We start from the raw sequence: 16,890 nt of genomic DNA, 5'->3' as shown, positions 1-16,890 counted from the left end.
GGTATCTGATTATTCAAGAAATTGTTGGAATAACGAAGTTTTCTTGAAACTGCAAATTATTCTTATTGAAATTTCCATTCAGCACAGCCAGATATTGATTAGTTCCGTTAACGTTAACCTTCAATGCAGTCTGTGCGCCACCGTTAAGTAACTCAAAATCAATCATATTGGTTTTCAACTCACCTGCTAACCCAATCTTATCAGCACCACCAACACCGAAAAAGCTCAAAAAGCCATTAACAACAGTACCAAAATCGGTAATGATATCAGCATCATCTATACGAGAAGCACCATCACCCGATGAAAATACAAATGTATCGTTACCAAAACCTCCTGTTAGATTGTCTTTACCTTTCCCACCAATCAATGTATCATCGCCATTATCACCAAACAGAAAGTCATCAACTTCACCCCCCAAAAGAATGTCATTATTTTTCCCTGCGCGGATGGTGTTGTTGCCTTGCTGGCCGTAAAGGGTATCGTCTCCCGTGAGTCCATAAAGGGTATCGTTTCCTGCATCTGCGAAAATATTATCTTTGTAAAATCCACCAATCAGCCTGTCATTTTTGGGAGTTCCGTAAAATATAGAGTCATTCTTATCTGACGTTTTCGCGTTTCTGACCATAAGGTCAGTTGGCTGGTTGCGTTGTTCAACAAAAAGAACCCCTTCATGTGCCAATCCATTCTGTGCATCTCCATCATCATAAATGAAGGTATTCTGCTTTGCGTTAAAGGTTTGGTTGTTAACGATGCGGTTTCCTATTTCGCCTTTTTCCTTGATTAACTCCGTAAATGTATTAACAACGTCAAAATGCTCAGCACTAACCTGCTTTAAATCCTTGATATCGCTGCCAAAATCCATTTGGAATGAATTTAGGGCTCCCGCAGCCAAGCGTTGATTTCCTGCAAGACTATTCGCACCAACAAAGGCTAGGGAATTACGGGCGATATCCTGGAAGAATTCTGGGCGGTCTGCTTTTGCTGTTGTTCCATCTAAATCGTAGCTTGCTGTGTAACCTGAATACAGATCTATATTCAATTGTGAAGGAGGATCGAGCGCTATTATCGTGTTAAGTCCAGTTGCATTGGGTATGACATTTTCACCTTTTCTATTAGTGCCTAATGTGTAAATCCTTCCCATTTCACTACTGACGAGTGAGCCAAGGCTATGACCTACTATTTTTAGGTTTTCACGAGCTGCTTTACCATCAATTCCATAGTCCTGTTCTAGCTTTTTAACTGCCCATTCAGCAACAGGGCTAGCCCACTTAGCTGCAAAGTAGTTACCTAAGCGAAATGTAGCACGTGTAGCGTCTTCATTGTCCTTTGGTAATATGCCGTTGCTAGCAGCATCACTCCAGTCTAGTAACAAAACTCGATCGTTAGGTTTCGCTGCTTTCAGTGCCTTTTCTAAGTCTGGAAACCTATCAGAAGTATCATTCCACCCATGAATAAGTACCCATGTATTTTGGGGTTGAGGTGATTCGCTAAGTTGTCTAATTTCTACTTTGCGTATATTTTTTTCTAGGTCATCTTTAATGCCTTGCTGCCACTCTCCATATTTGAAATCCTTGAGGTTGTTAAGTTCGCGAATACTTGAATCTAAGCCCAATAGATCTGAACCATACTGAACAGTCAAGGGGGCGGCATTATCGCTAGCAATGAAATTGGCTAGACCATTCTTTAAAATTTTATCTGTGTCTGAGTCAACAAAATCAGCCGTGACTGTATTTGGTAGCTTTTCCTGAACGGGAGTTGGAACAGTCGGCGCTTGAGTCCGAGTCGCAGATGGGATAGACCCTGCACCACTAATCGTATAGCCCTCGGTAAGACCTGTGATATTTCTATCGAAAGTCCCTTTTCCTGTTGCTGGATTAATAATAAGTCGCTTATTATCATTTGTGAAACCAACAAGAGTGTTTCCCTCAAAAGACAAACCATATACATCACCAAAGCCAATATCACCAATTTTAGTGGATTGACCAGTTAAAGAAACTGAAAATAAGCTAGAGTTAGAATCACTTCCTTTCGCAAACAAAAATCGGTTATTGACCGGATCAAATATGATGTCGCCAGTCAAACCTTCGTCCCAAGGAAAGTTTGCTATTGATGATGCAGCGCCGGTTTGGGGATTAATGGTGTATAGTTTAGACTTATTAGAGCCATTAGAGCGACTAGCTCCATAAAGTATGTTGCTAGGAGAAGATTCCAGAGCAATCATTTCCACCCCTGAAGGAAAGTTGCCAATCACTGAGGAGGAACCTGTTTCAGGATTAATTTTGTACAACTGGGTAGGAAATGAATCACTCTTAATACCCAAAAGCTTGTTGTCATTTGAGAAAGCGATGTCAACGAATCTTGAGTTACTTCCGGCTTCAACAAAACTTCCTATTGATACAAATCTACCTAATGGATCGACTGTTCCGGCTTCTTGTCCATTTCTCGTAACAACTAAAGATGATGCAGTCCCCAAAGAGCTAGTTTTGAAGGTATAGTTTCCTGTTTGCTCGGAGTTAGCACTGGTAGCCCAAAGAATATAATTAACTCCTGGAATCTTGGTAAAACTTAGCTTGGAATTCAGATTACCGCCTGAGTTGTCATCGAAAATAATTTGTCTACCTGTTGAAGCATTTATCAGTTGTAGGTAACTGTCAATAGCAGTCGAATCCAAGCTAACCTGAACTTGCTGCCAATCAGACAGCCCATCCAATGTATATTGATCCAAGAAGCCACCCGATCTTTTAGGATTTACATCATCAGTGCTGCTCAAACTTCCATTAATCGTCTGCCCTAAGCTAATATTCGTCATAATCCGATCTCCTCAAAAATATAGTTGCGTAAAAACCAGCAAAGCCCGCCTAGCAAGCTTTCCTAAATACTTATCAGGGCCTTCCTCTGCTTTTTATGCCGATCACCCTGTTTTTGTAACAAAACTTTACATTGCTCCCGATCGCAGATAAGCTGTATCCCCGATCGCCCAACCGATGCACCATCAAACCTAGCTGATAGCCAAGCACATCATTTCAGATTACTCCACAATCCTGAATCTGCAAAGGCTAAACGGCTCACCATTTGGCTCAGCAAAAAAGGCTCATTTAGCTCATTTAGCTCATTTGGCTCACTTCTCGGCTCACCAAATCGTGTAACATTCTTGACTAAGGCAGAGTTTCCGTAGAGGAGTACCAATGGCAGGATTGCTCAGAGCATCTGAAGAAGGGCTAAAAATCATTGACATGGTAAGACGCAATCTCGGATGGAATAAAAGTGAGGATACCTGGTGCAAAGCCGCTTTAACTTCCAAAGCTACTTTAAGGAGATTTTGGGCGCAAAACCGAATTCGACGCGAAACATTTATCGATATTTGCAAAGCTGTAGGAATCAATAACTGGGAAGATATTATTGAGCGCAATGATATAAAACAAACAGAATTACTTTTAGCAGCCGCGATCGCAGATATCCCCCTAGACAACCAAACCGATCGCACTTTCCCCCTCCCCGAAAACTTACCCCCCGTCAGAAATTGGGTACAGCGCACCAAAGAACTCGAAATCTTAAAAACTACTATCGTTAACTCAGATATCACCGCCATCTCAATAGTCGGATTACCGGGAATCGGAAAAACCACCCTCATCAGCCAACTAATTCGCCAACTCCACACAGAAAATACCCCCTTCACCTGCGCCGCTTGGCAATCCTTGCAATCCGCAACAGGCAAAGCACCCCCCTGCGATCGCACAATTGACTCCCTGCTATTCACCCTCTCCAACGGCGAGATTACCGCCACCACCAACGCTGAAAATGACTGCGGCAAAAAAACCGAAAATCTGCTCAAAATCCTCAGAGAAAAACCTTGCTTGCTCGTATTCGATCGCGCCGACACACTTTTGAAAGCAGGAGAGGCAAAAGCGGCTGGTTATTTCGCCGAAGATTGTGCAGAATATGCTTGGTTATTCAAACAACTATTAGAAACAGAACATCAAAGCAAAATTATATTTACCAGTCGCGAAAGCTTAGCCGAATTGTCGCCCACAGTCACCCGCGAAATCCAGCTCAACGGATTGGATCGAGATGCGGCAATTTCCCTATTGCAATCTTTTAATCTGACAGCAAATGCAGAGGAATTAGCGGAAATGGGCGATCGCTATTCTGGACATCCCAAAGCCTTACAACTCGTCGCAGCCTTAATTCGAGATGATACGGAGTTTCAAGGAAATGTCGGGCATTTTTTACACAATAGAGACTGGTTGCTGATTCGAGATATTGAAAGTGCGATCGATGAAATGATAGCGCGTCTGGGCGACGGCGAACAAACTTGTCTCAGCCGAATTTCCGTCTATCAAACCTCAGAATATCCGCTATCTTTTGCAGGAATTAGCGCTCAAATGCCAGAAGTTAGCAAATATGAACTTAAAGAAAATATTATTCAAGCACTCAAACGCAGGCAATTGCTATATTACGATCGCCATCTCAAATCCTATCAGTTGCATCCGCTAATTCAAGAAAAGGGCGAGCATCTCTTAAATCAAAATTCCGAAAATGTCCGTACAGCGCACAGCCAAGCTTATAATTATTATATCAGCATTCCCCTCAAGCCGGAATCGGAATGGCAAGATATCGAGGATATTCAGCCCTTAATCAGAGCGCACTATCATGCTTCTCAAGCACAAGATTTAGATGCAGCAAATGCGATTATTTCTGAAGTTTGTGAGTATCTGCGGCAGTGGAATTGTGCAGGATTAGTGTGTGGAAATATAGAGTTGCCATTGCTAATCGAAAAACCTTATTTCACAAACTAGACATCGTAGAAACAGCCATAGTTCAAGGTTATTCCATCGAACTTTACCGTCAAAGCAATTATAGCTTTTCTCAAAGAGATGAGGTATGACTGACAGCTTGTATAATAGCATTTTTCAAATATCCGATAGAGTTCGAGGACGACAAAAGATTGCAATTTATCGACTTTCCCTTTTTGCTAAAGTCTGTCATAACTTTTAAAAAATGGTATAAGAGGGCTGAAGCACAACAACGTACCTCATCATGTTTATCGCGTGGATTTGCCCGATTCAGGTTAATTATTATTCTGTGACTGTCTAGCTGTATTCCCGTTCTATTTTCAAGGCCGTTTCGACTCTTTGATACTCGGCCTCAACCTGTTCTAAAAGCCCGGATTCCATCCCAGATAAAGGCTTATTTGCCTCTGTCCCCATCCGGCCCATGATTTCGAGTTCCTCGCACAACTCAAACAAGTGAAAAGCACCGAGAGTACCGCTAATTGATTTCAAGGAGTGAGCAGTTCGCCGCAAAGCTAGCGGATCGGCGTTGCACAGAGCCACGGAGATGCCTTGCAGCAGTTCGGGGGCTGTTTCGAGGTAAAGGTCGATCGCCTCTTCCAAAGCTTCGACATCTCGCAGTCCCTCTATAATCTTGGCACTCAGACAATCGCCGTTTTGTGACAAAGCCCGATCGACATTTGATGCACCCCACCTGACGGCGGAGGACGAATTGGGCATAGTCACTTGTTGATTTTCCCCAACAGCAGCATTCGTTAGCGCAGCCCTCGAAGAGGATCGCACTTCTAATTCACTTGTTCCTACTGTCGGTTCAATCTGCGAGCTCACACAAAAAATCGGCTGCGGGCAATCGAATTCCCCATTTGAGCGAGATTTACACGCGCTCAAAGCTCGCACCAACTCCTCAATGGCGATCGGCTTACTCAAATAGTCGTCCATCCCCGCAGCCATGCACTCTTCGCGATCGCCCTGCATCGCATTTGCCGTCATCGCCACAATCCAAGGCCTCGTCCATTTTAGATTTTGCATTTTGGATTTTGGATTGTTAGATTGCTCATCACTAAATTCGGGATTGGGGATTTTGGATTTTGGATTGTTAGATTGCTCATCACTAAATTCGGGATTTTCGATTTGGGATTTTCCATTGTTAAATTCCTCCTCACTTATTGAAACTTCTGATTCTTCCCTGGCATTTTCTAAGTTCAAAGCCGCTGAAAATCCCTCCCGGATGCGACGGGTAGCTTCCAAACCGTCCATTTCCGGCATTTGCACGTCCATCAGCACAACATCGTAAGGCTGGCGGTGCAAAGCTTCGAGCACTTCGATACCATTTCCTGCCACATCCGCCCGATACCCCATCCGCTGCAAAATTTGCAAAGCCACCTTCTGATTCACCAAATGATCGTCAGCCAACAGAATCCGCAGCGGCAAATTCTCGGCCAGCACGGGTATGCTTTGCAATAAAGGCCCGCTGGTTCGCTGCACTCTAATTTCAGCAGTCTGTTTCCCAAAAATATTGATTAAAACATTGTAAAGCTGAGATTGTTTGATCGGCTTGTTCAAAAAAGCAGCAAAATCCACCTCAATCGTAGGGGTGTTAATTTCTTGTCTGCCGATCGAAGTTAGCATCACTAACGGCAACTTTTGGCACTCGGGATACAGGCGAATTTCCGCAGCTAAAGCCAACCCGTCCATTTGTGGCATTTGCATATCCAAAATTGCCAAGTCAAACACCTCTTTAGCCGCGATCCAATCTAAAGCCAAACGAGCCGAAGCTGAAGCCCTAGGCACCATTCCCCAAGACTGAGCTTGGAGAGTCAAAATTTGGCGGTTGGTTGCATTGTCATCGACAATTAAGACTCGCTTCCCAGTTAATTCAGGTTGAGTAGTGCTCAAATTAACTGGTAAGGAACTGTTGCAGCCTGAAACGATCGTGCTGAAATAAAAAGTAGAGCCTGCGGATTTGGGATTTTGGTCGATCGGCTCGCTGCTGAGTAAAGATTTGCTAGAGCCATATTTTTCGGCAATTTCGCAAGATTCTTCACCTGCGATCTCAAAAACTGCCACTTTAAAATCTCCCGGAGGATTGCCAGCCAGACAACCCATACTTTGCACCCACATCCTGCCGCCCATCATTTCGGCTAAACGCTTGCTAATTGCTAAGCCCAATCCCGTACCGCCGTACTGCCTGCTCGTTGAAGAATCAACCTGGCTGAAAGATTTAAACAACCGATCCATGCGATCGCACGGAATGCCGATACCAGTATCTTTAACCGCAAATTGTATTTCGTATACTTTGTGAATTGCTCGTGGTTCGCCATTAATTGCTGGCAGTTCTTGAGCGCCGATCGTGGACACTGCAAGCTTTTTGGCAGTCACCGAAACCACCACTTCTCCCCTTTCAGTAAATTTAACAGCATTGCTGAGCAAGTTGATTAAAATTTGCCTCAAGCGGGCACTGTCACCGATCGCCGTTGGTGGTACGGAGCGATCGATCAAGTAACCCAATTCCAGTTTTTTTTGTGCCGCCTTAGCAGCTACCAAATCGAGAGATTCCTCAATGCAAGTGCGGATGTCAAACGGATGTTCCTCCAAGTCCAATTTGCCCGACTCAATTTTCGAGAAATCCAGAATATCGTTGATCAGCGTCAGCAAAGCATCGCCACTGCTGCGGATAGTTTCTACAAAATCGCGCTGTTCCCGACTTAAGTGGGTATCCAGCAGCAAACCTGTCATGCCGATGACTCCATTCATCGGAGTGCGAATTTCGTGGCTCATGGTGGCTAAAAATTCGCTTTTGGCTTTCGTAGCTGCCAGTGCTTCGTCGCGAGCTTTTGCCAAATCTACGCCTGTTTGCTGGCGTTCTAGTTCGCTGCCCACCCACTGAGCCATCAGTTTCACCAACTCTCTATCTACAGCTCGGAACGGTTCTGTCAGAGGAGTCGGAGCAAAGAAGCATAGAGTGCCGTAAACTTCACCTGCCACCGTGACGGCAGTGCCCATGTAAGCTTCGATGTTGAAGGCAGGATTGGGAGTATTGAAACACAAACCCGAAAACCTCACCGACTCAAAGTACATCGGTTCTTTTGCCATTGCTGTAGCTACGCAAAAGGTTTTTTCCAGATCGTAGATTTGTGATTTGACGATCGACTCATCGGGACATTCAACAGCAATTATTTGATAGTTGTCGCCTTGAATGTGCGACAAAATTCCCACGGAAAGGCCTAAATGCCGGCATCCCATTGCCAGCAGTTCTTCGAGGCGCAAATCAAAGGTAGAAAGGCGGCCCTGCGGGTCTGTACGGGGAGCAGAAGTCACTTGGTACAAAGCTTTAATTGCAGCTTCGCTTTCTCGCAGTTCTTGTTCTGTTTGCTTGCGTACGCTAATGTCGCGCGAAACGCCGATAATTTCTTGCACCGAGCCCGTTTCGGGATCGCGGATCGTGCGGCTGGTGGTTTCAAACCAAATGTATTTGCCGTCTTTGTGGCGGATGCGGTAGCTGACGGTGTAAGTAACTGGCAGCGCCAGGACTTTCGAGTGAGCTTTGGCGACGGTTTCTAAATCGTCCGGGTGAAAATAATCGTTGGGAAGGCGCCCAATCAGTTCCGAAGGTTCGTATCCCAGCAAAGCGTGGCTGGCGGGCGAGACGTAGATAAACACGCCTTTGGGGTCGTGTCTGGTAATCATGTCGGTTGAGTTTTCGGCGATCAACCGATAGCGGTATTCGCTCTCCTTGCGTTCGACTTGAGAATTGCCCAATGCTTCTAACATTTGGTTGATGGTGTCGGCCAAGCTGGCGAGTTCATCGCCTCCTGGCATTATTTGAACGCGCAAGTCTGGATCGCCGTTGGCTGCGATGTTGCTGACGCTAGTGCTCAAGTCGGCCAATCTCGCCAAGACTAAGTTTTCTAACAACAGCATGGCGATCGCGCTAAATATTAAACCTACTGCCAATATCGAGAAAGTAAAGAGTTCTAGGGTAGCCTGACCTTGCCTAGAGATTACTCGGTCTACTTCTACTCGCAGCAGCAGCGCTAGCTTGCCCCGGATGTCCCGAATCAGGGCGTATCCTGCGACTACGCTGTCGCTGAGCGGCTCGATTAAAATTTCTACTGATTTGAGGTTGGAAATTTTGAGTTTGAGATTGTCCAAATCCTGCCTGGAGCGAGCCAGCACCTTAGCACCTTGTCCGGAGTAGTTCGTGGCTCCCACTTTAAAATCTAAACTCGGCAATCTAAAATCCACTGACAGGTGAGTCAGTTCCGAAAGCAAACCAATTTCGGTGTTGTCGAGGTAGCGTGCCAGGATCAGCGTCCCCCGCGGCGGGCCTTGAGCGTTGCTGTTGACGATCGGTTTTGAGGCTATCAGCAGCGTGGCTTCTGGCAGGGTGACGACGCCTGTTTTGGCGGGGTACCCCTCCTCAGAACTTGTCTGGGACTCGATCAGCGCCTCGGTCAAGTGCTGTTGCAAGCTTGCCGGAATTGGGATTTCGGTTTTGGATTTCAGGTCAAAACCTTTGCTGAAGATGGTCTTACCGTCGGAGTCCAGCAGCACCAATAAGTTTAATCTCAAGTAAACAAATGTCGAATTTACAAAATTTGACTTGACAAATTCTTGGTTCCGTGTATCGACAAAAGAGTACGTATCATCCCACTCGGCGTAATCTTGAGCGCTGGTGTCTAAATTCGACAAGTCATCATCTAAGGCATCCAAAGCCCGCGCGACATCCTGGCGGACGTACTGTGCCTCCAGGTTGTTAAAATCGTGCAGCAAAATGGTTGATGCAGTGGCATAGAGAACCACAATCAGGCTGATCAGAGCTGCACCGATAATTAATAGTGTTTTTTTTCGGAGTTGCATGGCGTCGGCCTCCTCACGGTGTTACTAAGCAAGTAGCCTGGGGAGGTTGGAGACGTAGGTTGTTTAGCATTGGCGATCGAGCCTGGCCTGCGTGTTTTGACTGTTGTGGGCTCATTTGCAAAAGCCCTCGGTATTTCCAAGGTATCGGGTATCTAGCCCCCCACAGTCAGTGTAGTATTTTCACATCTTTAGTTCCCTTCATTATGCACAACCGATCGCCTGCGAGTCATGAGCTAACCGCGATTTTCAAAAGAAACGGGCGATCGCGCCACGAAAAAACTTCGCGTTTGATACTCGCCCCGCCCAGGGCGGGGTGCCGGTGGCGGTTGACACAACAGGCGTGCTGGATTGAGAACCGCTTTTGATTCGCCCGATCGCAATTCTGTTTTGCTTTACGGTTCGATCGTTCGGAATGCAAGTCCTTCTTCTGGAGGACTTGCATTCCGAACGATCGAACCAGTTGTATAATAGTGAATCGAGGCGACACGAACTTACCAGAAACACCTCACCGCCCTTGAGAATCCTGATAACAATTTTGTTTTGCTTTACGGTTCGTAGTGAGGACTTTAGTCCTTCCTAAATGCGGACTAAAGTCCTCACTACAAACCTGTTTTACAATGGTGAATCGATTTGCTTTACGGTTCGTAGTGAGGACTTTAGTCCTTCTTGAATGCGGACTAAAGTCCTCACTACGAACCTGTTTTACAATGGTGAATCGAGGCGAAATGCTCTTAAGCAGAAATACCTCACCGCTTTTAAGAAGGTCGATAAAAATAGTGCCTGATGTGAGTTTCTACTAACATCAGGCACTATTAGAAATCCGAGCGCACAAATTGACTCTTGTTTATCGGATAACAGCTAAAGCACCAGCACCCGCAGCCGCAGCCGCCGAGGTAAGAGCCGTGAAAAACAGCCACCAAGAGGCAACTTCCGCTGCTTTCCGAGTTTCTTCAGCTTGTTTTTCAGCTTGCAATCTGATGTTTTCGAGGCGAAGCTGCGCTTCTTGCTGCAAGCGTTCTGCTCTTTGCAAGACGCTGTTGCGGCTTCTTTCGATTTGGTCGATCAAACGGTTCGCATCTGCTTCAGAAATGTCCTCGCGCGAACTAATTAAAGCCACTAAAGTATCGCGGTTGAAATGACCGAGGCGATCGCGCAAAGCATCAAATCCGGCTTGCGGATCGTCAAATAACTTCCGCACATCCCGCGTGATACCTTCATAATTGAGTTCCGGGCGATCGAGCGAATTGAGGTAATCCCGAACTTTTCCGAGAATTCCGTCAATTACCGATTGAATGCCCTCCTGAATTTTCTGGATTTGCAGTGCGAATTGGTCGCGCACCGACAAAATTTGATCGACAATCCGAGCAGCTTCTGCTTCCGAAATATCCGGGCGCTGAGACAGCAGAGAAATCATAGTCGCTCGATCGATATGCGACAGTCGTTCGCCCAAGCTGTAAGCGCCGACTTTTGGATCGTGTAGCAGCAGTTGCAAGTCCCGCTTGATGGCTTCGGGATTTAATTCATCCTTGCCCGTATTTCGCAAATAATCCTCTAAAATGCTCTGAAAATCCTGGACTTGAGTTTGCACCCGCTTCGCCAAACGGCGCGGCGCTTTCACGATCGATCCTAGAGTTTCCTGCACTTGGTCGATAATTTGATTGACTTGTTCCTCGGTCAAATCTTCTCTCTGAGAAAGCAGCTTGACCAAAGTATCGCGATCGACCTGAGATAGCCTTCCGCGCAGCGCTAAAGCCCCTTCCTTGGGATTTTCCATCAATTTGGTCAAATCCCGCTTAATCCCTTCAGGATTGAGTTCTTCCTTGCCAGTCTTCCGCAGGTAATCTGCCAGGGCGGTAGTAGTTTGGTCGTACTGATCCTTGGCTTTTTCAGCCAACTTTTGCGGTGCTTCCAGCGCGCTGTGCCAAGTTTCTTCGGCACTGTCGAGAAGCTGGTTTACTTGGTCTTCGCTGAGGTCTTTGCGCTGAGATAGCAATTTTACCAAAGTTTCGCGATCGAACCGAGAAGCTCTAGCTCTGAGCGCCCACATTCCCGCTTCCGGGTTGTCCAGCAGCGTTTTGAAATCGCGCTTGAGCCCTTCGGGATTGAGTTCTTCTTTGCCCGTAGACTTCAAGTATTCTTGTACTTTTTGCCACTGATTGTCTAGTCGGACTTGCGCTGCTTCTTGCAGACCTTTAGCATCTGCTAAAACTACATCTCGCGTCCTTTCCAACTCTTTAACAATCTGGTCTACTTCCTGGAAGCCGAAGTTTTCGCGGCCTCTGAGAATTTGCACGAAACTATCGCTGGTGAAAGGAGAAAGCCGATCGCGCAACTGTTCGTAAGTAACATCAGAATCCTCTAAGATTTTCTTAAAATCGCTCCCGATACCTGCTGCTGTCAGTTCTGCTTTCGGCGTCAGCTTCAAATAAGTTTCCACGCGCCACTGCAAATCGCGAGCTTTTTCTTGCTCCTCGGCAAAGATCGCAGTTTGTAAAACTCGCTGTCTGATTCCTTCTAATTCCTGGGAAATTTCTTTAATTTTGTCTTGGGTAAAAACGCCTCGACTTGCCAGGATTTCCGCAAACTTGGACTGATTTAGTTTTTCCAATTCGTGGCGCACAGTTCCCGGATCTGCCGTTGGATCGTAGAGCACGTCACGAAATTCGCGCTCGATCGCGGTAGGGTTCATCTGCCACGAATAAGTGTTGAGCAAGTAGTTTTCTACGTCAGCACGAATTGGGCTGTAAGTTTCTGGTTCGCCTTTGACTTGAGCGGTAATTTTATCAGCTTGTTGGCTAACTTTGTCCTTAGCTGTTTTAAGCTGACCCATTACTTTTTCGACATCTAAGTCGGAAATATCCGTGCGACCCAAAACTACTCCCATTAAAGCATTAACTGCCATTGACGTTGCTTGGGACATCATTGTGGAGTTTTGTCCAGAATTTTGCCCGCCCAGATTGCCGAGAACTTTTTCTACCCTACTTGTCAGCGTATCTGAGAGCAAATCTCCCGATTTTGCTGATTTGAGATAATCTATCAATTGGGCGATGCCGTCTGATTTTTGGTCTGGTTTTCCTACTTGTTTCCAAGCATCTTGGAGTTGGTCTACAATCCGGTTGACATCGCGTTTTGACCAGGACGATCGCGAACTGACTAAATCTACGAGAGTTTGTCGATCGAGATTCGGCAAATTTTCGCCCGCAATGCTTTTGAGTTGCGGATCGTTGAGCAATTTTTCAAACTCGCTACGCATCGCTTTGATGTCTAATTCCGGCGGTTTGAGGGCTTGGATGTAGTCTTCGACGTTTTCCCGCAAGCTTGTAGGGTCGATCGCGCTACCGAGTTCGTGGCCCACCGCTGCTGCTGCTGCTTTCGCCGTGGCGACTACTTGATTGCTAGCTGCTTTGGCGCCGAGGGCTGCGGCTGCGGTGCCGAAAATAGCTTGAACGCCAGATGTTGCGGTGTTAACCACGGAACCGATCAGGGAACCGACGGTGGTGGAGCTCACCCAGACGAGGAGTGAGAAATAGGCCGCCCACACGACTAAACCGACGATCGCACCTAAACCAGGACTGCTAATCAAACTAAGCTTAACTGCTAGCAAGCAAGCGAAGAATAGGGCGACAGTGACGGTGATTAGAGTCCAAGTACCGACTTTGCGGCCGATGTGGCGGACGGGACTACTGCTATCAGATTTGTGTCCATCGTCGTGGGATTGTCCGATGTAGGAAAGGCCTGCGGCTACTGATAAATTTGTCAGCAAGAGTTGGAAAGCGCAGGCGAGCACGACTCCAGATATTAATGCAATAAAAAATTGCGGCCCGGAATAAAGGAGTGCTGCATCTTCTACTCTGCTTGTTGTTGTTGTAGTCTGTTCTACAGGCACTTGGGCCAGCCAGAACCCGATGTTATACAGTTGTGGATTTATTGGCAAATTTTGATACATAGTATATTCCTCGTTAAAGGGTGGGTGCGCGCGATCGGCTAATGTATAGTTTTAGTCTCGTACCCCTAAAGGCAAGCATCGCCTTATTGACGAGCTAAAACATCCCCCTACAGTCGGAAGTGTATAGATATGTCTGCGGCCTGCTGTTGATTGAGGGATAATTGTGCTATGTCAGTTTTGTTTGGTTTGTGAAGTAGATTTTTTTAACGCAACGAAACACTTGTAGGGATGGCTTTTATGAACAATCTTTGAGACAGATTCACAATATCTACAGGTGCGAAACCAAATCTCGCTACGCGGCTGACAATTGATTAGATGGATCTGGTGTTAAAAGTGCTTGTCGGGGATAGGAAGGTTTGTCAAGCTTTTTGGGAATTTCTGCACATGATTGAGTCGCAGGCGGTACTTTCTCATCCCGGGATTGCGTTAAAGGCAATTATAGAATTTTAGATTTTAGAAGTAGGGAGACGGCATTGCCGTGTCTGGCGGTGGCTTCGGCGAATGAAAAATAATTTGTATGCAATTTAAAAATGTAGCAATAGTTGGTTGAATTGGTATTAGTTCGCGATCGCACGGAGTGGTCAAAAACCGGGTTTGTTTTACGAAAATCTTTCGTTGTAGTCCGCAGATTCGCCAAAAAACCCGGTTTCTTTGGGCTGATGCGTCCAGGAGTGGGTATAAATTATGATAGCAATTGCCAAAGTTTTTTGCAGTCATAATTTTAGCACTTAAACATTGGGCTTTAAGGACTGAAGTCCTTACTACAAACCAAACAATCTAATTCCCGTTGCATTTGAGTTGTAACTAGATCGAAACAAGCATCGACATAATCGCGATCGCCCGCAGCTTCCTTACCGTACCTCTCAAATACGATCGGTTCGCACACGCGAGTCCGAATTTGCACGGGAAAAGGCAGATTTGGCAAAGGCCCAATACTCAACCCCCAAGGCAATCCCAAATACACCGGAAATACTACCGGATCGATGCCCAACAACCACGGCATCCCCAATTCATGCAATTGCTTAACTTCTTCGTACAAATCTGCCAAAACTATCAAAGTATCGTGGGCACCGTGGGATATAATTGGTACAATTGGCACTTCTTCTCGCAATGCTAACTTAATAAATCCCTTGCGTCCGGCAAAGTAGATTTTATTGCGTAAGTGATAGGGACGAAAAGTATCTTCGGCACCACCAGGATAGACGAGAACCGGGGCATTTTTTCGCAAAGCTGCGATCGCCATTTTTGGATGCGCTTTGATCGCGCCACACCGCACCGCCATGCTAGCAATATCAGCAGAAACTTCCCAAACCGTCGGGTGCATCAATCCGTAGGCCAAGCGTTCCGTACCGTATCTGTGGAACCATTCGTATAGGAACATAAACATATCAGGAGCGGCGATTCCCCCGTTGTGAGAGCCGACAACGAGCATTTTTCCGCGTGCGGGGACGTGGTGCCAGCCGTCGCTTTGTACGCGAAAATAGTAGCGGTACAGCCATTCCCAGAGTGGCAGCATTAGTTTTATGAAGTCGGGATTGCGATCGTCCAAAGATAATCCGTCAAAGCGAGATGTTTGGCTGTTGTTTCTGGGGCTGGATGCAGAATATTTCATTGATTGGTGCTTAAGTGCGATCGGCGGGAAAAAAGTATTGTTTTAGTATTGCAAATTCTGGCGAATTGACATATACTTTATTTATAATGGGAATTGGCGCATTAAAAATAAAAAACTCACTATTTCCATTATTCTATATACATTCTCATAGTACAGTAAAAGACCGAGAAAAGTCAACACCAGATCAGGCAATTTTTAACAGTTAAATCATAATTCTTGGACATACTGCCTCAAGACAGGTGGCAAAGTATAAAAACTTCCTGTTTTGTCAATGAAGCAACGCCGCGATAAAGATTGCAGCGCATTGAGCAAATCTGGCGATCGCACAGTGCCATATTCGAGTAATTTTGCCAGGTTAACTGGTTCACTTTCCCGACAAAACAAACAGAGGACTTGTTTTTCTATTTCCGATAAGCGACTAAACTGCTGGTGTAAAACATCTTTCAAATCTTCGGGCAACAATACGGTATCATTTAATAATAACTCTGCCGCGCCAATTCCTAACTCTTGCATCAGAGTCGCCACGCTTTTTAACCATAACGGATTGCCTTGGTAGCAATGAATGAGTGTTTCCCAGTTCTCGATTTCTGTTAATCCTTTATCTCGGAGTATTTCCCGCGCGGCCGCACTGTCTAAGCCTGTGAGTTGTAAAATACGAATGGGAGTATTTTCGCTGGTGAGTTGAGGAACTTCTTTGGGTGGTTCCCAACCGATTAGCAGGAAGCAACTTTGATGGGATAATTTTTCTATTTGTTTAAATAAAGAGCGATATTCTTCGTATCCCGGTTTATATTTTCCTGCTAATTCGCTGCTGCTGAACAGGTTGTGAATGTCATCTAAGACTATTAAACACCGATGTTTTTGTAAATATTTAATTAGGGGTAATGCTTTCTGGTTGGTTGTGGGTGATTCTTGCTTTTGGGACTGCGATAAAAACTGGATTAAGTTGGCTTCAAATTCACCGAGGGTGGGGGATGTGTCGAGATTGCACCAAATGACGTATTCAAATTCGTCTTTTATTTGTTGTACGAGTTGTATTGCTAGGGATGTTTTGCCGATGCCGAGTCCGCCGGTGATGGTTATGAGGCGACTGTTTTGTTGTAGAATCGAGGTTGTGAGGGTTTTGAGTTCGGAAGTGCGATCGTAGAAAGCACCTAATTCCGGCATCTCGCTTAACTCTTGATGCGATGTTTCTTGATTTTGTGGGTGTGAGTTTGGTATGTTTGGCGGGTGTCTAGCTTCTCCACAAATGTTAAAGATACCAATCCCTACAACATCTTTTGCAAAATTGGAGACATTTGAAACTTGCCACCTCTCCATTGCCGATCGAAAATTCTTTTTATTAACATCTTCCCCTAAGTCTTCTGAAAGTATCTGCCATAATTCCGATCCGATTTCCCTGATGCGACTTTCAGAACAGTCAAAATCCTTCGCTATTTGCTTGTATGTCTCACGTTGTAGAGTTCCTTGCAATACTGCTGCTTGTAAATCGTCAAGGTGCTGACCCGTTTTAGCAAATACTATATCATCTGCGAGTTTTAACACTTCTTTAAGATCCATCTGGTCACGGAGTGTGATGTTTTATGTATTGTAGCTCACATTTCCAGCTTTTTGGTACATTTTCATACAGTTTCGTATAAAACCAGATTAAATAAAGTGAAAGTAGGTAAAATAATGGCGGC

6 protein-coding genes are annotated in these 16,890 nt (G+C 45.6%); 1 reads left to right on the top strand and 5 read right to left on the bottom strand.

Annotation, left to right across the window (positions count from 1 at the left end; all coding sequences use genetic code 11):
• Positions 1 to 13: 13 nt before the first annotated feature.
• Complete coding sequence (locus tag JGK07_RS11015; protein WP_293224551.1) at positions 14 to 2,809, bottom strand: hypothetical protein; 2,796 nt, start codon at positions 2,807 to 2,809, stop codon at positions 14 to 16.
• A gap of 376 nt (positions 2,810 to 3,185) precedes the next feature.
• Here JGK07_RS11015 and JGK07_RS11010 point away from each other — a divergent pair, with 376 nt between their 5' ends.
• Positions 3,186 to 4,796, top strand: coding sequence for an NB-ARC domain-containing protein (locus JGK07_RS11010; protein WP_293224549.1), 1,611 nt, complete (start codon positions 3,186 to 3,188; stop codon positions 4,794 to 4,796).
• A gap of 294 nt (positions 4,797 to 5,090) precedes the next feature.
• Here the strand turns inward: JGK07_RS11010 and JGK07_RS11005 are convergent, their stop codons facing one another.
• From JGK07_RS11005 to JGK07_RS10990, 4 genes are all read right to left on the bottom strand, one after another.
• On the bottom strand, positions 5,091 to 9,650 hold the full coding sequence (locus tag JGK07_RS11005; RefSeq protein WP_293224547.1) for a response regulator: 4,560 nt from the start codon (positions 9,648 to 9,650) through the stop codon (positions 5,091 to 5,093).
• Between the two features lie 844 nt (positions 9,651 to 10,494).
• The gene (locus JGK07_RS11000) at positions 10,495 to 13,596 is read right to left on the bottom strand and encodes an MFS transporter (RefSeq protein ID WP_293179058.1); all 3,102 of its coding nucleotides are present in this window, start codon (positions 13,594 to 13,596) and stop codon (positions 10,495 to 10,497) included.
• A gap of 742 nt (positions 13,597 to 14,338) precedes the next feature.
• Complete coding sequence (locus JGK07_RS10995; RefSeq protein ID WP_293179055.1) at positions 14,339 to 15,208, bottom strand: glycerol acyltransferase; 870 nt, start codon at positions 15,206 to 15,208, stop codon at positions 14,339 to 14,341.
• A 207-nt stretch (positions 15,209 to 15,415) separates the two neighbouring features.
• Entirely contained in the window at positions 15,416 to 16,768 is a 1,353-nt protein-coding gene (locus tag JGK07_RS10990; RefSeq protein ID WP_293224545.1) for an NB-ARC domain-containing protein, read from the bottom strand.
• Positions 16,769 to 16,890 lie beyond the last annotated feature (122 nt).

It is taken from the genome of Microcoleus sp. PH2017_24_DOB_U_A, from assembly GCF_020738205.1.
In the GTDB taxonomy this organism is placed as follows: domain Bacteria; phylum Cyanobacteriota; class Cyanobacteriia; order Cyanobacteriales; family Microcoleaceae; genus Microcoleus.
The sequence above is the reverse complement of the archived record's forward strand: the minus strand, read 5'-3'. Positions and strand labels throughout refer to the sequence as shown.